This is a genomic window from Leclercia adecarboxylata (genome assembly GCF_006171285.1).
GTDB classification, from domain to species: Bacteria; Pseudomonadota; Gammaproteobacteria; order Enterobacterales; family Enterobacteriaceae; genus Enterobacter; species Enterobacter barmai.
The window spans coordinates 676,112-693,104 of sequence record NZ_CP040889.1 but is presented as its reverse complement, the minus strand read 5'-3'; the positions used below and the strand labels follow the sequence as shown (position 1 = coordinate 693,104).

The 16,993-nt window shown below is 57.9% G+C and carries 9 protein-coding genes; 7 read left to right on the top strand and 2 right to left on the bottom strand.

Annotation, left to right across the window (positions count from 1 at the left end; all coding sequences use genetic code 11):
• Nucleotides 1-761 precede the first annotated feature (761 nt).
• Together FHN83_RS05025 and FHN83_RS05020 are read right to left on the bottom strand one after the other, a co-directional pair.
• Nucleotides 762-2,129: a 6-phospho-alpha-glucosidase gene (locus tag FHN83_RS05025; protein ID WP_139563361.1), complete on the bottom strand. Its 1,368-nt coding sequence runs from the start codon at nucleotides 2,127-2,129 to the stop codon at nucleotides 762-764.
• Nucleotides 2,130-2,140: 11 nt separating this feature from the next.
• A complete protein-coding gene (locus tag FHN83_RS05020) occupies nucleotides 2,141-3,685 on the bottom strand; it encodes a PTS transporter subunit EIIC (RefSeq protein WP_039029723.1) in 1,545 nt (514 codons plus the stop codon).
• A gap of 284 nt (nucleotides 3,686-3,969) precedes the next feature.
• Between FHN83_RS05020 and FHN83_RS05015 the strand changes: the two genes are divergently transcribed.
• The 7 genes from FHN83_RS05015 (at nucleotide 3,970) to hisS (ending at nucleotide 16,992) form a co-directional block, all read left to right on the top strand.
• Nucleotides 3,970-8,928, top strand: coding sequence for an alpha-2-macroglobulin family protein (locus FHN83_RS05015; protein WP_139563360.1), 4,959 nt, complete (start codon nucleotides 3,970-3,972; stop codon nucleotides 8,926-8,928).
• Nucleotides 8,915-11,254: a peptidoglycan glycosyltransferase PbpC gene (gene pbpC, locus FHN83_RS05010; RefSeq protein ID WP_419146406.1), complete on the top strand. Its 2,340-nt coding sequence runs from the start codon at nucleotides 8,915-8,917 to the stop codon at nucleotides 11,252-11,254. The genes FHN83_RS05015 and pbpC overlap by 14 nt, the downstream gene beginning before the upstream one ends.
• Before the next feature lie 155 nt (nucleotides 11,255-11,409).
• Entirely contained in the window at nucleotides 11,410-11,841 is a 432-nt protein-coding gene (ndk, locus tag FHN83_RS05005) for a nucleoside-diphosphate kinase (protein ID WP_039029721.1), read from the top strand.
• Between the two features lie 169 nt (nucleotides 11,842-12,010).
• The gene (locus FHN83_RS05000) at nucleotides 12,011-13,177 is read left to right on the top strand and encodes a bifunctional tRNA (adenosine(37)-C2)-methyltransferase TrmG/ribosomal RNA large subunit methyltransferase RlmN (RefSeq protein ID WP_139563359.1); all 1,167 of its coding nucleotides are present in this window, start codon (nucleotides 12,011-12,013) and stop codon (nucleotides 13,175-13,177) included.
• A 292-nt stretch (nucleotides 13,178-13,469) separates the two neighbouring features.
• Nucleotides 13,470-14,477, top strand: coding sequence for a cytoskeleton protein RodZ (gene rodZ / locus FHN83_RS04995; RefSeq protein WP_139563358.1), 1,008 nt, complete (start codon nucleotides 13,470-13,472; stop codon nucleotides 14,475-14,477).
• A 30-nt stretch (nucleotides 14,478-14,507) separates the two neighbouring features.
• Nucleotides 14,508-15,626 carry a flavodoxin-dependent (E)-4-hydroxy-3-methylbut-2-enyl-diphosphate synthase gene (ispG, locus tag FHN83_RS04990; protein WP_139563357.1) on the top strand — a complete coding sequence of 373 codons (1,119 nt, stop codon included), beginning with the start codon at nucleotides 14,508-14,510 and terminating at the stop codon, nucleotides 15,624-15,626.
• A 91-nt stretch (nucleotides 15,627-15,717) separates the two neighbouring features.
• Nucleotides 15,718-16,992, top strand: a complete 1,275-nt coding sequence (gene hisS / locus FHN83_RS04985) for a histidine--tRNA ligase (RefSeq protein WP_039029717.1) — start codon at nucleotides 15,718-15,720, stop codon at nucleotides 16,990-16,992.
• Nucleotide 16,993 lies beyond the last annotated feature (1 nt).

Here is a 16,993-nt window from a genome sequence, read left to right as displayed (position 1 = left end):
AGTAAACAGCGAGGATTGTCGCAATTGATATAACTGTTGACAGAAAACAATACAGAACAAATTTGTCGAAGAAATGGTATTCATTACCAAACCAGTAATTTACAAACGGATATGTAAAGCAAATTACTGCACATGTAATGAACACAGTTACGATGTCATATTTCATTGACCTTACTTTCTTTTTAAAAATGAAAGAAATGCAGCAAGACATTAATGAATAAAATACAGGCATATATGCAAATTCATAGAATGACATTCCAGTCTCCCTGACAGTATTGAGCATGTTTTCTTATAAGAATTACAATCAACAGCGAGTGATAATAAATAGCATTCGCGTTCAATAGTCTATGTTTTTTTAGGATAATTTTCCTCTTGCACTTCATTAGACGTTTTTAGATAAAATAAAAATAATGTAATTTATTGATGTTTATGTGTTTTTCTGTGTGTGGTCAAGAGGTCTTATTGTGGAGTGGATTTATTATCTTCATGAAGGAGCCACTAAATACACCTCAATGATATCAATTGTATTTATGTTAATCTTTTGAAATATAACCTAGATGGATTATTAATGATGCGTAACATTAATCTGAACGGATTGGGAACGATAGACTGTGAGGTTTGAAGAGGGGATTATTATTGCGTGATGATGTAAAAATGCCGCACATAGTTTACAAACCTGTGCGGCATTGAATTAAGAATTAATGCTTACGTGCCATTTAATGATGAATAAAATAAAAACTTACTGTCTCCTCAGCAGCACCTTATTTTTTCACCGCTTCTCCGTCCTGCCACGCTTTCTGCAGCGCAGGCCAGTATTCACGGTTAGCCTCAATCATTTCATCCAGAATCGCTTTGGCGTGCTCCATGGTCGGCACGGTGCGGTTCAGGGTGAACGCCTGCAACGCTTTTTCGTAGCTGCCTTCGATGGTGGCTTCCACCAGCAGTTGTTCCGATGCCAGCTGCTGTTGCAGCAGGGTCTGGTGGAACAGCGGCACCTGGCCGATGCGGATCGGTTCCGGGCCTTCGCTGGTGATATAGGCCGGCACTTCCACCACCGCGTCGTACGGCAGGTTGACGATTGCCCCCTGGTTTTCCACCATCACCAGATGGCGCTGGCGCAGGTTAAACGCCAGCGAACGGGCCACCTCAACGATAAACTCGCCGTGGACGCCCACGTGGAAGGCGTCCGGCAGGATCCCGGTACGCTTATACTCTTCAGCGGCGGCAAACAGCTTTTTCTCGCGACCGTTCATCACTTCATTGGCGCGGGTATAGTCCGGGTTCTGATGTTCCACGATCTGGTTTGGCATCAGGTAGTACTGCAGATACGGGTTCGGCAGATACTCCGGGAAGTTATCCATAATCGGCTTGATGTTGCGCCAGGTTTTCACCCATGACGGATCCGAGTGCTGCGGGTCGGTTTTGGCCGCGTCTTCCGTCAGCAGGCCAAATTTAGCGATATGGCGACGCAGCTCCGGCAGTTTGTCCTCGCCATCCACCAGCACGCGGGTAAACCAGCCGAAGTGGTTCAGGCCGAAGTAATCCACCTCCAGCTTGTGGCGATCCACGCCGAGAATGGCCCCCATGTTACGCATTGCCGCAACCGGCATATCGCAGATGTTCAGCACCCGGGCGTCCGGACGCAGGCGGCGCACCCCTTCAGCGACGATGGCCGCCGGGTTGGAATAGTTCACGATCCACGCTTTTTCGTGGGCGTAGCGCCCGACCATGTCGATCAGCTCAACCATCGGCAGAATAGTACGTAAGCCATACGCCAGCCCGCCCGGGCCACAGGTCTCCTGGCCGACCACGCCGTGGCGCAGAGGGATCTTCTCATCCTGCTCTCGCATTTTGTACTGGCCGACGCGCATCTGGGCGAAGACGAAATGGGCCCCGCTGAAGGCCACTTCCGGATCGCTGGTGACGGTAAATTTGATGCTCTGGCTGTGATCGCGGATCACCTTCTCCACCACCGGGGCGATGGTGTCCTGCCGCCCGGCATCGATGTCGTAGAGGCGAATTTCCGCCAGCGGGAAATCTTCCAGTCGCACCATCAGGCTTTTCACAATCCCTGGCGTGTAGGTGCTGCCGCCACCGGCGATAGAGAGAATAAATGGGGGTGTAAACATAGTTGTCTCCTTCAGAGAATCGTCTCGACCGCTTCTCGCATTTTTTTGACATGCAGCCCGTAGACCACCTGAACGTTATTGCCTTGCTTGATGACGCCTTTCGCGCCTGTCGCCTTGAGCCGTGGCTCGTCGATGATGGCGACATCCTTAACCGTGACGCGCAGACGGGTGTAGCAGTTATCCACCACATCAATATTGTCGCGCCCGCCGAGGCCGACGATGATCGCCTCGCCTAAGCCGTCGTTGCTGCCTTTCGCCTGATACTCCTGCTTGCTGTACAGACGCGTCTCCTGATCTTCTTCCTCGCGCCCCGGCGTCTTCATACGGAAATGCAGGATCAGGAAGCGGAAGATAACGAAGTAGAGGGTGAACATGATCAGCCCGACCAGGATGTACATCGGCCAGTTGGACTTCTCCGTACCCAGCGGCAGGTTGTAGAGAACGAAATCGATAATGCCGTTAGCGCCGATGGCGTGAACGCCGAGCAGGTAGAAGAGCATCATGCCAATCCCGGTCAGCACCGCGTGCACCACGAACAGCAGCGGGGCAACGAACAGGAAGGAGAACTCAATCGGCTCGGTAACGCCCACCAGGAACGAGGTCAGCGCCGCCGGGATCAGAATGGCTTTCGCTGCGGCTTTACGCTCCGGTTTCGCGGTGACATACATCGCCAGCGCGGCGGCAGGCAGGCCAAACATTTTACTAATCCCACGGGCATCCCAAACGACGGTGCTGCTGAGCTGCTTCACGTCAGGGCAGGCCATCTCGGCAAAGTAGATGTTACGCGCGCCCTGATAGGTGGCGCCGCACACCTCCTGGGTCCCGCCCAGTTCGGTATAGAGGAACGGGGTATAGACCAGATGATGCAGGCCGGTTGGCACCAGGATGCGCTCCAGGAAGCCGTAAACCGCGACGCCAAACGGCCCGGCCCCTTTGATGGCTAAAGCCGCAGCGCTGATACCGTCCTGGGCGAACGGCCACAGCTCGCTCATCACCACGCCCAGCAGCATCGAGACCGGCAGCATGATGATGGCGACAAAGCAGTGACCGGAGTAGATCGCCATCGCGCCGTTAAACTGCACGCCGGAGTATTTGTTATAGAGGTAACCCGACAGCGCGCCGGTGAGGATCCCGGCGAACACGCCCATCTCCAGTACCTGCACCCCCAGCACCATGCTCTGCCCGGCGGCTTTCATCTGGTCCGCGGGTGCCAGCGCGCCCTGCAGCTGCAGCGTGACGTTCATGGCGTTGATAAACACCACGAATGTCACCAGGCCAATCAGCGCCGCGTAACCCTTGTCACGGGTCGCCAGACCAATGGGGATCCCCACGGCGAACACCAGCGCCAGGTTAACCAGCACCGAGACGGCGGATTTAGCGATCAACTGGCCGATGCTCTGGATCAGCGGATGGCCGAGGAACGGCAGATACCCGGCAAGAGCGCCGTTACCCAGCACATTCCCAAAGGCGATAAACAGACCGACAATCGGCAGGATGAGTACCGGACCGTATAATGATTTTCCGAAATTTTGTAGGGCGTTCACGGCTCGTTTCATAACGTTCTCTCTTATTGAACCGCGCACTCAGGGTGCGTCTGATAATAAAACTAGCAGGGTAAGCGCTTGTTTATCCAGCTATCTTATTGTTTTAAAAACAAATGACGTAAAAGGTTACATGTAACGTTACGCGCTGTGATCGCCGTAACAGCCGGATTTTTTCGCGAATCATGACTTTGCGAGGCGTTATCCAGAATTGGAATCAATGCTTTTGTATTAATGAAACTTGCGGATAATAATTAACCCGACGTCGACCAACAGGCCCGCGAGGCCAGGGATAAAGGATGAAACCGTTTCGCTTCGCTGCACTTTCATTAGCGCTGCTCACTTCACTTGCGCTTATCGGCTGTGACAACAGCGACGATATGCCCAAACCACAGGCCCCCGCCGCGGCGGCTACTTCCACCACGCAACCGGCTGTACCGGCAAAACCTGACAGCGCCACGCTGGAAAAACTGGCGACACAAAGTCAGGGCAAAGCGCTGACCCTGTTGGATGCGTCTGAAGTTCAGCTGGACGGTGCCGCTGCCCTGGTGCTGACCTTCTCCGTTCCCCTCGAACCCGCCCAGGACTTCGCCCGCGCGGTTCACGTGGTCGATAAAAAAAGCGGCAAGATCGACGGCGCATGGGAGCTGGCGCCTAACCTGAAAGAGCTGCGCCTGCGTCACCTGGAGCCAAATCGCAACCTGGTGGTCACCGTCGAAAGTGCGCTGCTCGGGCTGAATAAAGCCACCCTCGGCAGCGACATCGAAAAAACCATTACCACCCGCGATATAGAGCCGAGCGTGGGCTTCGCCAGCCGCGGCTCGCTGCTGCCAGGCAAGGTCGTCGAAGGGCTGCCGGTAATGGCGCTGAACGTCAATAACGTTGATGTGAATTTCTACCGCATCAAACCGGAATCGCTGGCCGCCTTCGTCAGCCAGTGGGAGTACCGCAGCTCGCTCACCAACTGGGAATCCGACAATCTGCTGAAGATGGCCGAGCTGGTCTATACCGGCCGCTTCGACCTGAACCCGGCGCGAAACACGCGGGAAAAACTGCTCCTGCCGCTGGCGGACATCAAGCCGTTACAGCAGGCGGGGGTCTACATCGCGGTGATGAATCAGGCCGGGCACTATAACTACAGCAACGCCGCCACGCTCTTTACCCTCAGCGATATTGGCCTTTCCGCGCACCGCTACCATAACCGGCTGGATATCTTTACCCAGAGCCTGGAGAATGGCGCGGCGCAATCGGCCATTGAGGTACAGCTGCTGAACGATAAAGGGCAGACGCTGGCCCAGGCCACCAGCGACGCCGACGGCCACGCGACGCTGCAGACCGATAAAGAGGCGGCGCTGCTCCTCGCCCGTAAAGACGGGCAGACCACGATGCTGGATTTAACGCTCCCGGCGCTGGATCTGGCGGAGTTCGCCATCTCCGGCGCGCCGGGCTTCAGTAAACAATTCTTTATGTTTGGTCCGCGCGATCTCTATCGCCCGGGCGAAACGCTGATCCTTAACGGCCTGCTGCGCGACAGCGACGGCAAGCCGCTGCCCGACCAGCCCGTGAAGCTGGAGGTGCTGCGCCCGGACGGCCAGGTAGCCCGCACGGTGGTCAGCCAGCCGGAAAACGGCCTCTATCGTTTTAACTACCAGCTGGATAGCGGGGCGCAGACCGGAATGTGGCACGTGCGCGCCAGCACCGGCGATAACCAGCAGCGGATGTGGGATTTCCACGTCGAAGACTTTATGCCGGAACGCATGGCGCTGAATATCGCCGGGCAAAAAGCGCCAGTCGCGCCGCAGGATGACATCGCCTTCGACGTGACGGGGTATTACCTGTACGGCGCCCCTGCCAACGGCAACAGCCTGCAGGGGCAGATGTTCTTGCGTCCGCTGCGTGAGGCCGTGGCCGCACTGCCGGGCTTCCAGTTTGGCGACATCGCCGAAGAGAACCTGAGCCGTAGCCTGGATGAAGTGCAGCTCACCCTCAATGAGGAGGGGCGCGGGCAGGTGACCAGCGAAAGCCAGTGGAAAGAGACGCACTCTCCGCTGCAGGTAATTTTGCAGGCCAGCCTGCTGGAGTCCGGCGGACGTCCGGTGACCCGCAGAGCGGAGCAGGCGGTCTGGCCAGCGGCAACCCTGCCGGGCATCCGTCCGCAGTTCGCCAGCAAAGCGGTCTATGACTACCGCACCGACACCACCGTCAACCAGCCGATTGTTGAGGAGAACAGCCAGGCCGGGTTCGATATCGTTTATGCCGATGCCAGCGGAGCGAAAAAAGCGGTCTCCGGCCTGCAGGTTCGCCTGATCCGCGAGCGTCGGGACTACTCCTGGAACTGGTCGGAAAGCGAGGGCTGGCAGTCCCAGTTTGATCAAAAAGATCTGATTGAAGGCGAGCAGGCGCTGGATCTGGCCGCGGACGAAACCGGGAAAGTGAGCTTCCCGGTGGAGTGGGGCTCCTATCGTCTGGAGGTTAAAGCCCCTGACGATGCAGTCAGCAGCGTTCGCTTCTGGGCAGGTTACAGCTGGCAGGACAACAGCGACGGCTCCGGCGCGGCGCGTCCGGACCGCGTCACCATGAAGCTGGATAAACCGGCCTATCAGCCTGGGGACACCATTAAGCTGCACATTGCCGCACCGGCGGCAGGTAAAGGCTACGCGATGATCGAATCCAGTGAAGGGCCGTTGTGGTGGAAAGAGATCGACGTGCCTGCCGAGGGGCTGGATATGACGATCCCGGTGGATAAAGCCTGGAAACGCCACGATCTGTACCTCTCCACGCTGGTGGTCCGCCCTGGCGATAAATCCAAATCAGCCACGCCAAAACGTGCGGTAGGCTTGCTGCACCTGCCGATGGGCGACGAAAGTCGTCGCCTGAGCATCGCCCTGGAAAACCCGCCAAAAATGCGCCCAAACCAGACGCTGGCGGTGAAAGTAAAAGCCAGCGTTAAGGAGGGTGCGGCTCCGCAAAAAGTCAACGTACTGGTCTCGGCGGTGGACAGCGGTGTGCTGAACATTACCGATTACGTTACCCCCGATCCGTGGCAGGCCTTCTTTGGTCAGAAGCGCTATGGCGCGGACATCTACGATATCTACGGCCAGGTGATTGAGGGCCAGGGCCGTCTGGCGTCGCTGCGTTTTGGCGGCGATGGCGATGAACTTAAGCGTGGCGGCAAACCGCCGGTTAACCATGTCACCATTATCGCCCAGCAGGCGCAGCCGGTAGAGCTGGATGCCAACGGGGAGGGCACCGTCTCGTTACCGATTGGCGACTTTAACGGCGAGCTGCGTCTGATGGCCCAGGCCTGGACCGATGACGATTTCGGCAGCAGCGAGAGCAAAATCATCGTCGCAGCACCCGTTATCACCGAGCTGAACACGCCGCGCTTCCTTGCCAGCGGCGATAACGCAAGGCTGACGCTGGATCTGACCAACCTCACCGATCGTCCGCAGACCCTGAACGTAGCCCTGACCGCGGGCGGCAACCTGGCGCTGGAAGGTGCCCAACCGCAGCCGATCCAGCTGGGCGCGGGTGAACGCTATACGCTGTTTATTCCGGTGCGGGCGCTGGACGGCTACGGCGAGGGCGAAATCGCCGCCCAGGTAAGCGGGCTGATGCTTCCAGGCGAAACCTTTGCCCCGCAGCAGAAGAGCTGGAAAATCGGCGTGCGCCCGGCGTTCCCGGCGCAGACGGTGAATACCGGCACGATGCTTAATCCGGGTGAAAGCTGGCATGTACCGACCGAACAGCTCGCTAATTTCTCCCCGCTGACGCTACAGGGACAGCTTATGCTCAGCGGCAAGCCGCCGCTTAACCTGGCCCGTTACATCCGCGAGCTGCAGGCATATCCGTATGGCTGTCTGGAACAGACCACCAGCGGCCTGTTCCCGTCCCTCTATACCAATGCCGCCCAGTTGAATGCGTTGGGCATCAAGGGCGACAGTGACGACAAGCGTCGGGCGGCCATTGAGATCGGCATCTCCCGCCTGCTGCAGATGCAGCGCGACGATGGCGGTTTTGCCCTGTGGGATAAAAATGGCCCGGAAGAGTACTGGCTCACTGCCTACGTCACCGATTTCCTGGTGCGGGCAGGGGAGCAGGGTTACAGCGTACCGGCTGATGCCATCACCAATGCCAACAACCGCCTGCTGCGCTACCTGCAGGATCCGGGCATGATGGCGATTCGTTACAGCGAAGATACCCAGGGCAGCAAGTTCGCCGTTCAGGCTTATGCCGCGCTGGTGCTGGCGCGCCAGCAGAAAGCTCCGCTGGGCGCGCTGCGCGAAATCTGGGAGCGTCATGCCCAGGCCAAATCAGGCCTGCCGCTGATGCAGCTGGGGATGGCGCTGAAGCTGATGGGCGATGCGCCGCGCAGCCAGCAGGCGCTGGATCTGGCCATCAAAACGCCGCGCAGCGAGACGCAAAACTGGCTGGCCGATTACGGCAGCCCGCTTCGCGACAACGCGATGATGCTCAGCCTGCTGGAAGAGTACAAACTGTTGCCGGATGCCCAGAACGCGCTGCTGAACGTGCTTTCCCAGCAGGCTTTCAGCCAGCGCTGGCTCTCGACCCAGGAGAGTAATTCCCTCTTCCTGGCGGGACGTTCCCTGCAGACGCTCTCCGGAGCCTGGCAGGCCACCACGTCGGTTAAGGAAGGCAACATTCAGGGCGATAAACCGCAGGTGCAAAACCTCAATGCCGACCAGCTGGCGGCGCTGCAGGTGACTAACACCGGTACCGCGCCGCTGTGGTTGCGTCTGGACAGCAGCGGCTATCCGCAGTACGCCCCACAGCCTGCCTCGAACGTGCTGAAAATTGAGCGCCAGATCCTGGCAACCGATGGCAGCAGCAAGTCGCTCTCCTCCCTGAAAAGCGGCGAGCTGGTGCTGGTCTGGCTGAACGTCACTGCCACCCAGAGCGTGCCGGATGCGCTGGTGGTGGATCTGCTGCCTGCGGGGCTGGAGCTGGAAAACCAGAACCTCGCCAGCAGCAGCGCCAGCCTGCAGGAGAGCGGCAGTGAGGTACAAAACCTGCTCAGCCAGATGCAGCAGGCCGATATCCAGCATATGGAGTTCCGCGACGACCGCTTTGTCGCCGCCGTACCGGTCAATGAAGGCCAGCCGGTGACGCTGGTCTATCTGGCGCGCGCCGTTACGCCGGGAACCTACGCGGTGCCTGTGCCGATGGTGGAATCGATGTACGTACCGCAGTGGCGGGCAACAGGTGCGGCCAGCGGCCCGCTGATTGTCGTTCCGTAACGTGCGGGTTCGCGCTCTGTTACGCTCCCGCTGGCTGTGGCTGGCGGGGGCGCTTCTTCTGCTCTGGGGCGGCGTTGTTGCCGCCGATCGCCTGTGGCCGCTGCCGTTACACGAGGTCAATCCGGCTCGCGTGGTGGTGGACGAAAAAGGCATCCCGCTGTGGCGCTTTGCCGATCGCGACGGGATCTGGCGTTATCCGGTCACCATCGAAGAGGTTTCGCCGCGCTATCTTGAGGCGCTGATCCAGTATGAAGATCGCTGGTTCTGGGATCATCCGGGCGTCAATCCCTTTTCGGTACTGCGCGCTGCCTGGCAGGATCTGATTGCCGGGAAGGTGATCTCGGGCGGCAGTACGCTGACCATGCAGGTGGCCCGTCTGCTGGATCCCCATTCCCGCACGCTGGGCGGCAAAGTCCGTCAGCTCTGGCGGGCGTTCCAGCTGGAGTGGCACCTCTCAAAACGTGACATTCTGACGCTTTATCTCAATCGCGCCCCGTTTGGCGGCACCCTGCAGGGCGTGGGGGCCGCAAGCTGGGCCTATCTGGGAAAATCCCCTGCGCAGTTGAGTTACTCCGAAGCCGCGCTGCTTGCCGTATTGCCGCAGGCGCCGAGCCGTTTACGCCCGGACCGCTGGCCGCAACGTGCCGAGGCGGCGCGCAATAAAGTCCTCAACCGCATGGCCTCTCAGAGCGTCTGGTCTGCGCGTCAGGTTAAAGAGTCGCAGGAAGAACCCGTCTGGCTGGCGCCCCGGCAGATGCCGCAGCTTGCGCCGCTGTTCTCGCGCATGATGCTGGGCAAAAGCCGGGACAGCAAAGTGGTGACTACTCTGGATGCCACGCTGCAGCGCCAGCTGGAAAAGCTGGCCCTGAACTGGAAGTCCCGCCTGCCACCCCGCAGTTCGCTGGCGATGATCGTCGTGGATCATACCAATATGAAAGTGCGCGGCTGGGTTGGATCGGTGGACATCAACGACGACAGCCGTTTCAGCCATGTGGATATGGTCAGCGCGATCCGATCCCCGGGATCGGTGCTGAAGCCGTTTGTCTATGGCCTGGCGATGGATGACGGGCTGATCCACCCGGCCTCGCTGCTGCAGGATGTGCCGCGACGCACCGGCGATTACCGTCCGGGTAACTTTGACAGCGGCTTTCACGGTCCGATCAGCATGAGCGAGGCGCTGGTGCGATCCCTGAACCTGCCCGCCGTTCAGGTGCTGGAGGCTTACGGGCCGAAAAAGTTTGCCGGGATGCTGCGTAACGTCGGATTACCGCTTCTTCTGCCTGCTGGCGCTCAGCCGAACCTCTCCCTGATCCTGGGGGGGACCGGGGCGCGTCTGGAGGACATTGCCGCAGCGTACAGCGCCTTTGCCCGGCAGGGTCGCGCAGGGAAACTGCGTTTACAGCCAGCAGATCCGCTGCTCGAACGGCCCTTATTGTCGCCGGGATCCGCGTGGATCATCCGGCGCATTCTGGCGAACGAGGCGCAACCGCTGCCGGACAGCGCCCTTGCGCAGGTGGTGCCGCTGGCGGTAAAAACCGGCACCAGCTACGGCTATCGTGACGCATGGGCGATAGGGGTGAACGCGCGCTACGTGATTGGCATCTGGACCGGCAGGCCGGACGGCACCCCGGTGGCCGGGCAGTTTGGGTTTGCCAGCGCCGTGCCGGTGTTGAATCAGGTCAACAATCTACTGCAGTCGCGCTCGGCGCTGGAGGAAGCGCGTCTGCCGCGCGATCCGCGCCCTGAATCGGTGAGCCGCGGGGTGATCTGCTGGCCAGCCGGCCAGTCGCTGCCGGAGGGGGACAGCAACTGCCGCCGTCGGCTCGCGACCTGGCTGCTTGAAGGAAGCCAGCCGCCGACGCTGCTCCTGCCGGAGCAGGAGGGCATTCGCGGCATTCGTTTCCCGGTCTGGCTCGATAATAGCGGCAAACGGGTAGCGGCGGACTGCCCGCAGGCGCAGGAAAAAAGCGTGGACGTCTGGCCGCTGCCGCTGGAGCCGTGGCTGCCCCAGGCGGAGCGGCGATCGTCGCGCATTCCGCCTGCGTCAACAGCCTGCCCACCGCTGAACCAGGCCTTCCCGGCGCCGCTGCTGCTCTCCGGCATTCGTCAGGGAGTGGTGATTAAACGCCTGCCGGGCGAGTCGCAGGTCTCGCTGCCTCTGCAGGTCAGCGGCAGCGACGGACCGCGCTGGTGGTTTCTCAACGGCGAACCGCTGAATGTCCAGGGGCGGGTGTATACGCTGCGCCTTGAAAAGGCAGGGGATTATCAACTGCTGGTGATGGATGAGGCGGGGCAGGTGGCGACCGTGGATTTCACCCTGCAATGAAAAAAACGCGTTTCGGCAAGGATCTGTTGTTAAAACTCGTCTTATTTTAAAAAAATGTTACATGCATCCATAGGCAATGGCGCCAATGCTCATTATAATCCGCGCCATATATTTCGCATGAATGCAAAACAACAGAACAAATCACAGAGGTAATCATGGCTATTGAACGTACTTTTTCCATCATCAAGCCAAACGCGGTGGCAAAAAACGTTATTGGCAGCATCTTTGCTCGCTTTGAAGCGGCAGGGTTCAAAATTGTTGGTACCAAAATGCTGCATCTGACCGTTGAGCAGGCTCGCGGTTTCTATGCTGAGCACGAAGGTCGCCCATTCTTCGACGGCCTGGTTGAGTTCATGACCTCTGGCCCAATCGTGGTTTCCGTACTGGAAGGCGAAAATGCCGTTCAGCGTCACCGCGATCTGCTGGGTGCAACTAACCCGGACAACGCGCTGGCAGGTACCCTGCGCGCAGATTACGCTGACAGCTTCACCGAGAACGGCACCCACGGTTCCGACTCCGTAGAATCTGCTAAACGTGAAATCGCCTACTTCTTCGCAGAAGGCGAAGTGTGTCCACGTACCCGTTAATTTAACGGTTTCGTTTACACATTATTTTCGTAAATGCCGCGTGCAAACGTGGCATCCCTGCACCAGACTTTGTACAATGCAACGCCCCGGACGAGCAGACCGCTTTCCGGGGCGTTTCTTTTCAACCCTCCACGGGCCATAACGTGTAACAACGAGGCCGGAAAATATTATGTCTGAATTAGTTAACACCTCCGAAGTCGCCATTCCTGCGGTTCCCAATAAAAATGGAAAAATCAACCTGCTGGACCTGAACCGTCAGCAGATGCGCGAGTTCTTCAAAGAGATGGGCGAGAAGCCGTTTCGTGCCGATCAGGTCATGAAATGGATGTACCACTATTGCAGCGACAACTTTGATGACATGACTGACATCAATAAAGTGCTGCGCAACAAGCTGAAAGACGTGGCCGAAATCCGCGCGCCGGAAGTGGTGGAAGAGCAGCGTTCTGCTGATGGCACCATCAAGTGGGCGATTGCGGTTGGCGACCAGCGCGTTGAGACGGTTTATATCCCGGAAGACGACCGCGCTACCCTGTGCGTCTCCTCCCAGGTGGGTTGTGCGCTGGAGTGTAAATTCTGCTCCACGGCGCAGCAGGGCTTTAACCGTAACCTGCGCGTATCTGAGATTATCGGCCAGGTGTGGCGCGCGGCGAAAATCGTCGGTGCGGCAAAAGTCACCGGCACCCGTCCTATCACCAACGTGGTGATGATGGGGATGGGCGAGCCGCTGCTGAACCTGACTAACGTGGTTCCGGCGATGGAAATCATGCTCGACGACTTCGGTTTTGGCTTGTCCAAACGTCGCGTTACGCTCTCCACTTCAGGCGTTGTGCCCGCGCTGGATAAACTCGGCGATATGATTGACGTTGCGCTGGCTATTTCGCTGCACGCGCCAAACGACACCATTCGCGATGAGATCGTGCCAATCAACAAGAAGTACAACATTGAGACCTTCCTGAACTCGGTTCGCGGCTACATTTCGAAGTCCAACGCCAACCAGGGACGCGTCACCATTGAGTACGTCATGCTGGATCACGTCAACGACGGGACCGAGCACGCTCACGAGCTGGCGGCACTGCTGAAAGACACGCCGTGCAAGATCAACCTGATCCCATGGAACCCGTTCCCGGGCGCGCCGTATGGCCGTAGCTCAAACAGCCGTATCGACCGTTTCTCAAAGGTTCTGATGGAGTATGGCTTTACCACTATCGTGCGTAAAACCCGCGGTGATGATATCGATGCCGCCTGCGGTCAGCTGGCCGGTGACGTTATCGACCGTACCAAGCGTACGCTGCGTAAACGTATGCAGGGCGAGTCCATCGCCATCAAGTCCGTGTAATTATTATGCAGTCACGGCGCGTTAATTGCGCCGTGGCGGCTGCGGATGCGAATAAACAGTCATTGCGCCGGTTTATGGGTAATAATTACGGTGCGTTTTATATGACTTTAAGGCAGTATGTAACGACGCAACAACAGTTTAGCCTCACTGACAAGCCGCCTCTGCCAATGTAAACCTGACAGGGTTGTGCGGTCTTACTAAGGTTAACTGACCAGAAGTTTCGCGGTGCGGGTGGCATTGTGACTCACCGGCGCCAGGATCCTCAATTTTCACGTACCATTAGTTGTAGCGAATGAATACTGAAGCCACTCACGACCAAAATGCAGCACTTTCCACTGGCGTTCGTCTTCGCAACGCCCGTGAACAACTCGGACTAAGCCAGCAAGTCGTTGCGGAGCGCTTATGTCTGAAGGTTTCCACGGTCCGCGATATTGAAGAAGATAAGGCTCCTGCCGATCTTGCTTCAACGTTTCTGCGTGGTTATATCCGCTCATATGCGAAACTGGTGCATATCCCTGAAGATGAACTGCTGCCAATGATGGAAAAACAGGCACCGGTCAGAGCGGCGAAAGTCGCGCCGATGCAGAGTTTTTCCCTGGGCAAGCGTCGTAAAAAACGTGATGGCTGGCTGATGAGCTTTACCTGGCTGGTGCTGTTTGTGGTGATCGGCCTGACGGGCGCATGGTGGTGGCAAAACCACAAGGCGCAGCAGGAAGAGATCACCACCATGGCCGATCAGACTTCAGCCGAGCTGAACAACTCAGCGGGCGATGGTGCCCAGAGCATCCCGCTGAATACCGATGCTTCTGCGACCGCCAGCGAAACGCAGGCACCAGCAACCGGCACTCAGGATACGGCAACGGCGCAGAGTGCTGCGCCAACCGCCGAACAGACGGCGCAGGCACCCGCAGACAACGCGGTAGTTTCGCCATCTCAGGCTAACGTTGACGCTGCACCTGCAACCGCGCCTGCGGCAACGGCGGATGCCACCCAGACGTTGCCTTCCGATCCGGCAGGCGTTGCGGCGGCAACTGCCGACCCGAACGCGCTGGTGATGAACTTCACCGCTGATTGCTGGCTGGAAGTGACCGATGCAACGGGCAAAAAGCTGTTCAGCGGCCTGCAGCGTAAAGACGGGAATTTAAATCTGACAGGCCAGGCGCCGTACAAGCTCAAGATTGGTGCTCCGGCTGCGGTCCAGATCCAGTTCCAGGGTAAACCTGTCGATCTGAGCCGTTTTATCAGAACTAACCAGGTTGCGCGCCTGACCGTAAATGCCGAACAATCAGCAGCACAGTAAGTAACAGACAGGCAACGCGGGAGATTTTCCATGCATAACCAGGCTCCTATTCCACGTAGAAAATCGAAACGTATTTACGTCGGGAATGTGCCAATTGGCGATGGTGCCCCCATCGCCGTTCAGTCGATGACCAACACCCGCACCACTGATGTGGAAGCGACGGTCAATCAGATCAAAGCATTAGAACGTGTAGGCGCAGACATTGTCCGCGTTTCCGTGCCCACGATGGATGCGGCAGAAGCGTTCAGGCTCATCAAGCAGCAGGTCTCTGTTCCGCTGGTTGCCGATATTCACTTCGATTACCGTATCGCGCTGAAAGTGGCGGAATACGGCGTCGATTGCCTGCGTATCAACCCCGGCAATATCGGTAGCGAAGAGCGTATCCGCGCGGTGGTTGATTGCGCCCGCGACAAGAACATCCCCATCCGTATCGGCGTGAACGCCGGTTCTCTGGAAAAAGATCTGCAGGAAAAATATGGCGAGCCGACGCCGCAGGCGCTGCTCGAATCCGCTATGCGCCATGTGGATCATCTCGATCGTCTGAACTTCGACCAGTTCAAAGTCAGCGTGAAAGCCTCCGATGTTTTCCTTGCCGTCGAATCCTATCGCCTGCTGGCGAAGCAGATCGACCAGCCGCTGCACCTCGGGATCACCGAAGCCGGTGGCGCCCGCAGTGGGGCAGTGAAATCAGCCATTGGCCTCGGTCTGCTATTGAACGAAGGTATCGGCGATACCCTGCGCGTCTCGCTGGCCGCCGATCCGGTGGAAGAGATTAAGGTCGGTTTCGACATTCTGAAATCCCTGCGTATTCGTGCCCGCGGCATCAACTTTATCGCCTGCCCGACCTGTTCGCGCCAGGAGTTTGATGTCATCGGTACCGTGAATGCGCTTGAGCAGCGTCTGGAAGATATCATCACCCCAATGGACGTCTCGATCATCGGCTGTGTGGTGAACGGTCCGGGTGAAGCGCTGGTGTCAACACTTGGCGTTACGGGCGGCAACAAGAAAAGTGGTCTCTATGAAGATGGCGTTCGCAAAGATCGTCTGGATAATGGCGACATGATTGATCAGCTTGAAGCCCATATCCGCGCCAAAGCGGCCATGCTGGATGAAGCGCAGCGCATCAGCGTGCTCCAGGTCGAAAAATAACGTGATGGGAAGCGGTCTGCTTCCTGTGTATGATTGAACCCTTCGGTTACGAACCCCAGGGTTCATTTTTGTCTATAGAAAGAGAACAAACGTGGCAAAGAATATTCAAGCCATTCGCGGCATGAACGATTATCTGCCTGGCGAGACCGCCATCTGGCAGCGCATTGAAGGCACCCTGAAACAGGTGCTCGGCAGCTACGGTTACAGCGAAATCCGTTTGCCGATTGTAGAGCAGACCCCGTTATTCAAACGCGCTATCGGCGAAGTCACCGACGTGGTTGAAAAAGAGATGTACACCTTTGAGGATCGTAACGGCGACAGCCTGACCTTACGTCCGGAAGGTACGGCGGGATGTGTACGCGCCGGCATCGAGCATGGTCTCCTGTACAATCAGGAGCAACGCCTGTGGTATATCGGCCCGATGTTCCGCCACGAACGTCCGCAGAAAGGCCGCTACCGTCAGTTTAACCAGCTGGGTGTCGAAGCCTTTGGCCTGCAGGGCCCGGACATCGACGCTGAGCTGATCATGCTGACCGCCCGCTGGTGGCGTGCGCTGGGCATTGCCGAGCACGTTACGCTGGAGCTGAACTCTATCGGTTCTCTTGAAGCGCGCGCTAACTACCGCGATGCGCTGGTAGCCTTCCTGGAACAGCACAAAGAGAAGCTGGACGAAGACTGCAAACGCCGTATGTACAGCAACCCGCTGCGCGTGCTGGACTCCAAGAACCCGGACGTACAGGCACTGCTGAACGATGCGCCTGCGCTGGGCGATTACCTGGATGACGACTCCCGCGAACATTTTGCCGGTCTGTGCAAACTGCTGGAAGGTGCCGGTATCACCTATACGGTTAACCAGCGTCTGGTACGTGGTCTCGACTACTATAACCGCACCGTATTTGAGTGGGTCACCAGCAGCCTCGGATCACAGGGTACTGTCTGTGCCGGCGGTCGTTACGACGGCCTGGTAGAGCAGTTAGGCGGTCGTCCTGCACCTGCAGTTGGCTTTGCCATGGGCCTGGAGCGACTTGTTTTGTTAGTTCAGGCAGTTAATCCGGAATTTAAAGCCGATCCTGTTGTCGATATATACCTGGTAGCCTCAGGCGCGGAAACGCAGTCTGCGGCAATGCAGCTTGCTGAACGCGTGCGCGATGCGCTGCCGGACGCTAAGCTGATGACCAACCACGGCGGCGGCAACTTTAAGAAACAGTTCGCCCGTGCCGATAAGTGGGGCGCGCGTATCGCACTGGTACTCGGCGAGTCAGAAGTGGCTAACGGCGAAGTCGTAGTGAAAGATCTGCGCTCTGGTGAGCAAACAACGGTAACGCAGGACGGCGTTGCGGCGCACTTGCGCACTCTACTGGGCTAAG